The 6,943-nt window shown below is 63.0% G+C and carries 9 protein-coding genes; all 9 read right to left on the reverse strand.

Features of this window, described 5'->3' with window-relative positions; all coding sequences use genetic code 11:
- Positions 1 to 270, reverse strand: a 270-nt coding sequence (locus AC1D0Z_RS13720; protein WP_477658784.1) for an SDR family NAD(P)-dependent oxidoreductase, incomplete at its 3' end; no start/stop codon positions are given.
- 87 nt (positions 271 to 357) lie between these two features.
- Positions 358 to 819, reverse strand: a complete 462-nt coding sequence (locus tag AC1D0Z_RS13725) for a GNAT family N-acetyltransferase (RefSeq protein WP_477658785.1) — start codon at positions 817 to 819, stop codon at positions 358 to 360.
- A complete protein-coding gene (locus AC1D0Z_RS13730) occupies positions 816 to 1,754 on the reverse strand; it encodes a glutathione S-transferase family protein (RefSeq protein ID WP_477658786.1) in 939 nt (312 codons plus the stop codon). The genes AC1D0Z_RS13725 and AC1D0Z_RS13730 overlap by 4 nt, the downstream gene beginning before the upstream one ends.
- A gap of 33 nt (positions 1,755 to 1,787) precedes the next feature.
- Complete coding sequence (locus tag AC1D0Z_RS13735) at positions 1,788 to 3,428, reverse strand: isovaleryl-CoA dehydrogenase (RefSeq protein WP_477658787.1); 1,641 nt, start codon at positions 3,426 to 3,428, stop codon at positions 1,788 to 1,790.
- 22 nt (positions 3,429 to 3,450) lie between these two features.
- Entirely contained in the window at positions 3,451 to 4,467 is a 1,017-nt protein-coding gene (locus AC1D0Z_RS13740; protein WP_477658788.1) for an NADP-dependent oxidoreductase, read from the reverse strand.
- A gap of 107 nt (positions 4,468 to 4,574) precedes the next feature.
- The gene (locus tag AC1D0Z_RS13745) at positions 4,575 to 5,024 is read right to left on the reverse strand and encodes a PaaI family thioesterase (RefSeq protein WP_477658789.1); all 450 of its coding nucleotides are present in this window, start codon (positions 5,022 to 5,024) and stop codon (positions 4,575 to 4,577) included.
- Between the two features lie 163 nt (positions 5,025 to 5,187).
- On the reverse strand, positions 5,188 to 5,979 hold the full coding sequence (locus tag AC1D0Z_RS13750; protein ID WP_477658790.1) for an SDR family oxidoreductase: 792 nt from the start codon (positions 5,977 to 5,979) through the stop codon (positions 5,188 to 5,190).
- A gap of 182 nt (positions 5,980 to 6,161) precedes the next feature.
- On the reverse strand, positions 6,162 to 6,392 hold the full coding sequence (locus AC1D0Z_RS13755; RefSeq protein ID WP_477658791.1) for a hypothetical protein: 231 nt from the start codon (positions 6,390 to 6,392) through the stop codon (positions 6,162 to 6,164).
- Positions 6,392 to 6,943 (reverse strand): acyl-CoA dehydrogenase C-terminal domain-containing protein (locus tag AC1D0Z_RS13760; RefSeq protein ID WP_477658792.1); only part of this gene is annotated, 552 nt, incomplete at its 5' end. The genes AC1D0Z_RS13755 and AC1D0Z_RS13760, both read right to left, overlap by 1 nt.

Below are 6,943 nucleotides of genomic sequence, written 5' to 3' on the forward strand. Positions count from 1 at the left end.
GTTAAAAACGAAATGCGGGGCACCGAAGCGCTCGAACACGGCCTTGCCCATAGCCTCCATTTGCGTGGCGCTGGAAACGTCGAGCTTGAAGGACAGCACCTGGGCGCCGGCGGCCTTTATTTCCTCGGCTGCCTTGTCCAGCGCATCCTGCTGCACGTCAACCAGCACGAGGTTCATACCCAGTTTGGCGCCCAGGCGCGCGCATTCCAGGCCAAAGCCCGAACCCGCGCCGGTCAGCACTGCTGTTTTTCCTTTGAAGTCCGTAATCATTTTGGGGAGTCCTTGATAGCTGGAATGGGAAAATTGTCCGTGAGGCAAGCCGTCTCAGCTGTCACTCTGGCAACTTGAGGCAATTATTCAGGCAGCCCGAAGCATCTCGATGTGCGGTATGCCGTCTTCGATGTAGGGCTGGCCGGTATTGGCAAAACCGTGCTGCAGGTAAAACTGTTCAAGCCGCGCCTGTGCGCCTATGCGGATGGGCTGCGGGCCCCAGTGCTGCTGCAAACGGCCAACGGCCTCTTTCATCAGCACATGGCCGATGCCGCCGCCGCGTGCCGAGGCATGCGTGACCACCCGGCCTATGCTGGCCTCGGCAAACTTCACGCCCGCAGCAAAGCAGCGCGCATAGGCTACCAGCCGCCCTTCCCTTGTGCCCAGCAGATGCATGGCCTGCGCGTCGGCGCCGTCCATATCCTGGAAGATACAGGCCTGCTCAACCACAAAAACTTCGCTGCGCAGCTGCAGCATTTCATACAGCTGCGGCGTCGTCAGCGCGGCGAAGGGCACAAAGCGCCAGGCAATATCGTTGGAACTCTTCATGCGGGCGTGGCTGCCTTCAGGGTGTAGCCGATGCGCGGAAAGTGCACGTGCACGGTGCCGGCACGCGCATCGGTGCGGCGCAGCGTGTAATGCATGCGGGTAGCGGCGATCAGTTCGCCCTCGGTCGGCTCGGGGCCAAAACTCTCGCCGCTGACCAGCACCTGGCTGCCCAGGGGAATGCCGTGTTCGTCCTGGAACAAATCATCGTTTAGCGGCGCCGGCGTGGATGCGGCGGCGAGCGCCACAGCCTCGGCTGCGCTGAACTTTTCAATGCCGCCGTGGCCTATTGCCGCCATGCGGTCCATCCATTCCAGTACGGCCGGCGTGAGGTTCAGGATGCCTGCGAGCACAGGTGTCTGCACCCGCGTGAACCACAGCGGGTGGTACATCGCGAAGTCGGCGATGCAGGGTACATCGCCCAGCAGAAAAGGCCGGTCATCGAGCATGTCCGAAATCCGGCGCAAATAGGATTTGTAGGCTGCAGCGGCGTCGCTGGCGCGCAGGCGTGGCATGCCGGTGCTCATGGCCTTGCGGTCTTCGCCGAAGGCACGGGCAGCCTCTGGCGGCGCTTTTTCAAAAATCTGGGCCACGCCCTTGGGCTGGGTGTTGTAGGCCATGGAGGTCCAGAACAGTGTGTTGTCGGCCCAGTGCGCGAGGGTGCGCGCCAGGCCCTTGCTGGGTTCCGGGTACACCGAGGGCTCGGGCTGCRGGTGTTCCAGAACGTCGCTGATCAAGGCGGTGTCGCAATATATGTCGGCGCCGATTTGCAGGATGGGCGTCTTGCGGTAGCCGCCCGTCAGCGCCACCACGTCGGGCTTGGGCATGATCATTGGGATGATGACGGACTTCCAGGGCAGGTTTTTGTAGCCGAGCATCAGGCGCGTTTTTTCGGCAAATGGGGATGTCGGGTAATGGTGAAGGATAAGTTCGCTCATGGTTGTCTCCGGGTGTTCTGCGTATCTTGAAATTCAGCGGGGCATGGCCCGGGTGATGAGGGTGTCGAAATCAGTGCCGGCGCCCAGCGTACCGAAAGCATGGCCCCAGTTGCCCGCAATGCGTGAGTCGCAAAAAGCGGCAAAGACGGGGCCAGGGGCAGTCTGGTGCAACAAGGCGGCCTGCACAGCCAGCGCGACGTCTTGCGCGAGCCGCCGTGCTTCGGCCTCAGTCGCCATTTCTTCGACACGCAGGGGCAAGGCCGCRGCCAGCCGGTCCAGCGCGGGGTGCGCGCCTTTTGCGGCGGCAAGCTCCTGGTTCAGGGCCGCCACCGCGTCAGCTTTTCGCAGCGCGCGCAGAAGGTCCAGCGCCATGATGTTGCCCGCGCCTTCCCAGATCGAATTGAGCGGCATTTCGCGGTAAACGCGGGCCATGACGCCCTCGCCGCCCTCTTCCACATAGCCATTGCCGCCCAGGCATTCCATTGCCTCTTGGGCGAAGTGGCTGCCGCGCTTGCAGATCCAGAACTTGGCAACCGGCGTCAGCAGGCGTGCCATGGCGGCCTCGTGGGCATCGCCCGGCCGGTCGAAAGCCCTGGCCAGGCGCATGGCCAGCGCGGTCGCCGCTTCGGATTCAAGCGCCAGGTCAGCCAGCACATTGCGCATCAGCGGCTGATCAATCAGCAGCTTGCCGAAGGCTTTGCGCTGCGAGGTGTGGTTCAGCGCCAGGGCCAATGCCTGGCGCATCAACCCGCTGGTGCCCAGCGCGCAGTCCAGCCGGGTCATGGTGCCCATTTCCAGGATCTGCGGGATGCCGCGGCCCTCTTCGCCCACCAGCCACGCCTGCGCTCCTTCGAATTCCACTTCAGAACTCGCGTTGGCCTTGTTGCCCAGCTTGTCCTTGAGGCGCTGGATGCGGATGGCGTTAAGGCCACCGTCCGGCAGCACGCGCGGCAGGAAGAAGCAGGACAGGCCGCTTTGCGTTTGCGCCAGCACCAGGAAGGCGTCGCACATGGGCGCCGAGAAAAACCATTTGTGGCCGGTGATGGCATAGCGCTCGCCCCAGCCGTCACGTCCGTTGGGCTCAGCGTGCGTGGTATTGGCCCGCACATCCGAGCCGCCCTGCTTTTCGGTCATGCCCATGCCCATGGTGAGGCCGGCCTTGGCCTGCCACGGCTTGAGTTCGGGGTCGTAGGCGCGGCTGGCCAGCTTGAGGCCCCAGTCGGCGTAGATGGCGGTGTTGCCACGCAACGCGGGTGTGGCTGCGTAGGTCATGGATATGGGGCACAAGGTCGATGGCTCAAGCTCGGTGAAGAGCATGAAACCAGCGGCACGCCGTACATGGGGCGATGGATTCTGGTCAGACCACGGCGTGCCATGCAACCCCGAACCCGTCGCCAGTTTCATCAACGCGTGATAGCTCGGGTGAAACTCCACCTGGTCCAGCCGCCGGCCAAACCGGTCGTGGCTGTGCAGCACAGGCCCGTGGATATTCGCCAGGCGTGCATGCGTCTGCATCGCGGTGCTGCCCAGCGCTGCGCCCAGTTGGTTCAACTCCGCCGTATCCAGTGCTGGCGCATTGAACTTCAGCGCATCTCGCAGCGGCCGGTTGGTGTCGAACAGGTTGTAGTCCGACAACGCGGCGGGCTGGTTGAAAACTTCGTGGGTGGAGTTCATGGCAAACCTCCTGATCGGCTGGTCAGATGAGTTTGACCAGTTGCTTTCCGAAATTTTTTCCCTTGAGCAAGCCAAGAAAGGCTTCAGGCGCCGCTTCAATCCCTTGCGCCACGCTTTCACGCGGGCGCAGCTTGCCGGTGCCCACCAGCGTGCCGAGCTCCTTGAGCGCCTCGGGCCAGACTTCCATGTGCTCACTCACGATGAAACCCTGCACCTTGAGACGGTTGGTCAGAATCAGCGCCGGGTAGGCCAGCGGCATGGGCTGGCCGTCGTAGCCGGCAATCATGCCGCACAGCGCAATACGGCCAAAGGCGTTCATGCGCGTCAGAACGGCGTCTAATACCATGCCGCCCACGTTCTCAAAGTAGCCGTCGATGCCGTCCGGGCAGGCGTCCTTGAGGGCTTTGGAGAGCGACGCGGCATCGGCGTGCACTTTGTAGTCAATGCAGGCGTCAAAGCCGAGCTCATCGACTGCATATTTGCATTTGTCGGGGCCACCGGCAATGCCGACGGCGCGGCAGCCGCGCGCCTTCGCGAGCGCGCCAAAGGCGCTGCCCACGGCGCCGGTAGCAGCGCTGACCACCACGGTCTGGCCGGCTTTGGGGTCAATGATCTTCACCAGTCCGTACCAGGCGGTGACGCCAGGCATGCCGACCGCGCCCAAGTAATGCGACAGCGGCACGTGGGTGGTGTCGACCTTGCGCAGCGCGCCGGGCTGGTCGGCATTGACCACGCTGTATTCCTGCCACCCACCCATGCCAACCACCTTGTCGCCGGGCTGGAATTTGGGCGAGCGGCTTTCCACCACCTCACCGGCCGCGCCGCCCTGCATGACCTGGCCCAGCGGCTGGGGCGCGGCGTAGCTTTTGGCGTCGTTCATGCGCCCGCGCATGTACGGGTCCAGGCTGAGGTAGTGGTGGCGCACCAGAACCTGGCCCTCTTGCAAAGGCGGTGTGTCGCTGGAGACCAGCATGAAGTTGCTGGCAACGGCCTCGCCGGTGGGCCGGTTGTCGAGGAGGATTTGCTGGTTGATGGGCATGGAAGTCTCCTGTGTTTTGTCGGGATAGCAGGTGATTGCTATTGATTTGATAGCTGCTTGCGCACGTCTTTATTGGGCTGGGAAGTGATTTGACCAGTAATTCCAGCTCAATCGGTTGATATGCCGCTGCCGGAAGGAGCTGGTGCGCCGGTGGTTTGGGCGGTGGTCGCAACCCGCCGCACGTACTTGAAAGTACCCGTGGAGTGTGCACAGGCACGGCCTTCCGCGTCATACAGCGTGGCTTCGGTAAACGCCATGGTGGTGCTGCGATGCATGAGCCGCCCCTTGGCCGTGAGCCGGCTCCCGTCGCCGGGTGCTGGCCGCATGAAGCTGGTTTTCATCTCGATGGTGACCACGCCCATGTCTTTTTGCACGCTGCGCGCGGCAGTTGCCATCGTCACATCCAGCAGCGTCATGATGGCGCCGCCGTGCGTCACGGCGAAGGAGTTGAGGTGCTCGGGCCTGGGCGCGTAGCCAATGGCCGATGCGCCGCCTTCGAACAACTCAAGCTCAAAACCGAGATGATTGACAAAGGGGATGTCTGCGCCGAAATTCATCTGCATATCTCCTGCTGACGCAGCGCAGAAAGAAAAGCAACAAGCCTGCGGTTCCCCTCTTCACAAGCCGGGGCCGCGGAACCGGCTTCGCCGGGCCGCAGGCGCAGCGCCCCCTCGGGGGGCAGAGAGCTACGCGCAGCGAGCGAACGTGGGGGCTCCATGTTTAACCACCGGTTACTACTGAAACACCGCCGTCGACGGCCAGCCACTGCCCCGTAATGTGCTTGCCGGCGTCGGACGCATACAGCACGCACAGTCCCTTCAAATCTTCGTCGTCGCCCAGGCGGCCCAGCGGCGCATGCGACGCGAGTTTTTCTTCACCCAAGGCTTTCAGCGTGCCCACCGTCATCCGGCTCGGGAAGAAGCCCGGGCAGATCGCGTTAACGGTGATGTTGTACTTGCCCCATTCGCAGCCCAGTGCGCGCGTGAAGTTGATGACGGCACCCTTGGAGGTGTTGTAGGCCACGGTGGTCATCTCGCGCGGGTTGCCGCCCAGGCCGGCGATGGACGCCACGTTGATGATGCGGCCGGACTTGCGGGCAATCATGCTGTGCTTGGCGATGTGCTGGCTCAGGATGAAATAGCCACGGATGTTGAGGTTCATGACCTTGTCCCAGGCTTCCACCGGGTGGTCTTCGGCAGGCGCGCCCCAGGCGGCGCCGGCATTGTTCACCAGGATGTCGACATGGCCCAGGCGCTTGATGGCTTCATCGGCCAGCGCGCGGATGTCTTCTTCTTTCGAGCAATCAGCGGCGATCCAGTCGACGTCAATACCGGCGGCTTTAAGTTCAGCGGCGGACTCGACCAGGTCTTCAGCCTTGCGTGAGCTCAAAATGATTTTCKCGCCGGCTTCGCCCAGCGCCTGGGCCAGTTGCAGGCCCAGGCCGCGAGAGCCGCCGGTCACGAGTGCGGTTTTGCCTTTGAGGTCGAACAGTTGCTGGATGGTACGGGTCATGAAAGCGGTCTCCTGGATGGGGTTGTCTGGCTTGCCGGGCGCCGCGCGGGACTTCCGGCAGGAATGGTTGCAAATAATTTGCTGGTTACGGCCGTGGTCGCGATATCGGTCGACGGTCTGCCATATTGGCACAACATCAGGCGCCCTGCAGGCCGCGCTGTCGTCGTGGCGACTTCAGGTTGCTACGGGCCGACGTTGAGGCGGGAACGCACGTAAACCAGCACCGCACCCGCCGCCGCCACAATGCCGCCCAGCACGACCATGGACCAGCCGATGGCATCGTCCAGGCGCTGGACCGACAGGCCCAGCACCAGCGTCAGCAGCCCGCCATAGATCAGTATCCAGATCAGGGCCTGCAAGCGCGCCACGGCCTTGTTGGAGACAGGGTCAGCGGACGGTTTGAAAAAAGCCATTAAAACGCCTCCTCGGGCAAATCGGCACAGGTCAGGTCACGGGTTTCAACGACCTTGAGCCAGGCGCCGATCTTGGGTAATTCGTAGTGATAAAAATAGCGTGTGGCGCCCATCCGTCCTGCGCAAGCAGCTATCGAATTGGTAGCAGATTGCTGTAGTGCAAGATTGGCCAGCGCCACGTCCAGCCAGATCCACGCCAGCACGGTGTGGCCGAAGGCCTGCATATAGGGTACCGCATTGGCCAGTGCCTCGCCGGGCTCGCCCGTGGCCCAGGCTGCCTTGGTGGCGCTGCCCACATGCTGCAGGGCCTTGGCCAGTGCGTTGGCATGGGCGGCAAGTTCGGGCACCTGAATCGCCTTTTCAACCGTGGCGTTGATGCGCGCGGCCAGCAGCTGCAGCCCCCTGCCCCCTTCCATCAGCACCTTGCGGCCCAGCAAGTCCATGGCCTGAATGCCGTGCGTGCCTTCATGGATCATGTTCAGGCGGTTGTCGCGCCAGTACTGCTCGACCGGAAAGTCTCGCGTATAGCCGTAACCACCGTGCACCTGGAT

It is taken from the genome of Polaromonas sp. P1_E3 (assembly GCF_056405935.1).

Bases quoted from the DNA above. Each gene is read 5' to 3' on its own strand.
- AC1D0Z_RS13745 (WP_477658789.1), bottom strand. From the start codon at position 5,024: ATGAATTTCGGCGCAGACATCCCCTTTGTCAATCATCTCGGTTTTGAG.
- AC1D0Z_RS13740 (WP_477658788.1), bottom strand. From the start codon at position 4,467: ATGCCCATCAACCAGCAAATCCTCCTCGACAACCGGCCCACCGGCGAG.
- AC1D0Z_RS13725 (WP_477658785.1), bottom strand. From the start codon at position 819: ATGAAGAGTTCCAACGATATTGCCTGGCGCTTTGTGCCCTTCGCCGCG.
- AC1D0Z_RS13755 (WP_477658791.1), bottom strand. From the start codon at position 6,392: ATGGCTTTTTTCAAACCGTCCGCTGACCCTGTCTCCAACAAGGCCGTG.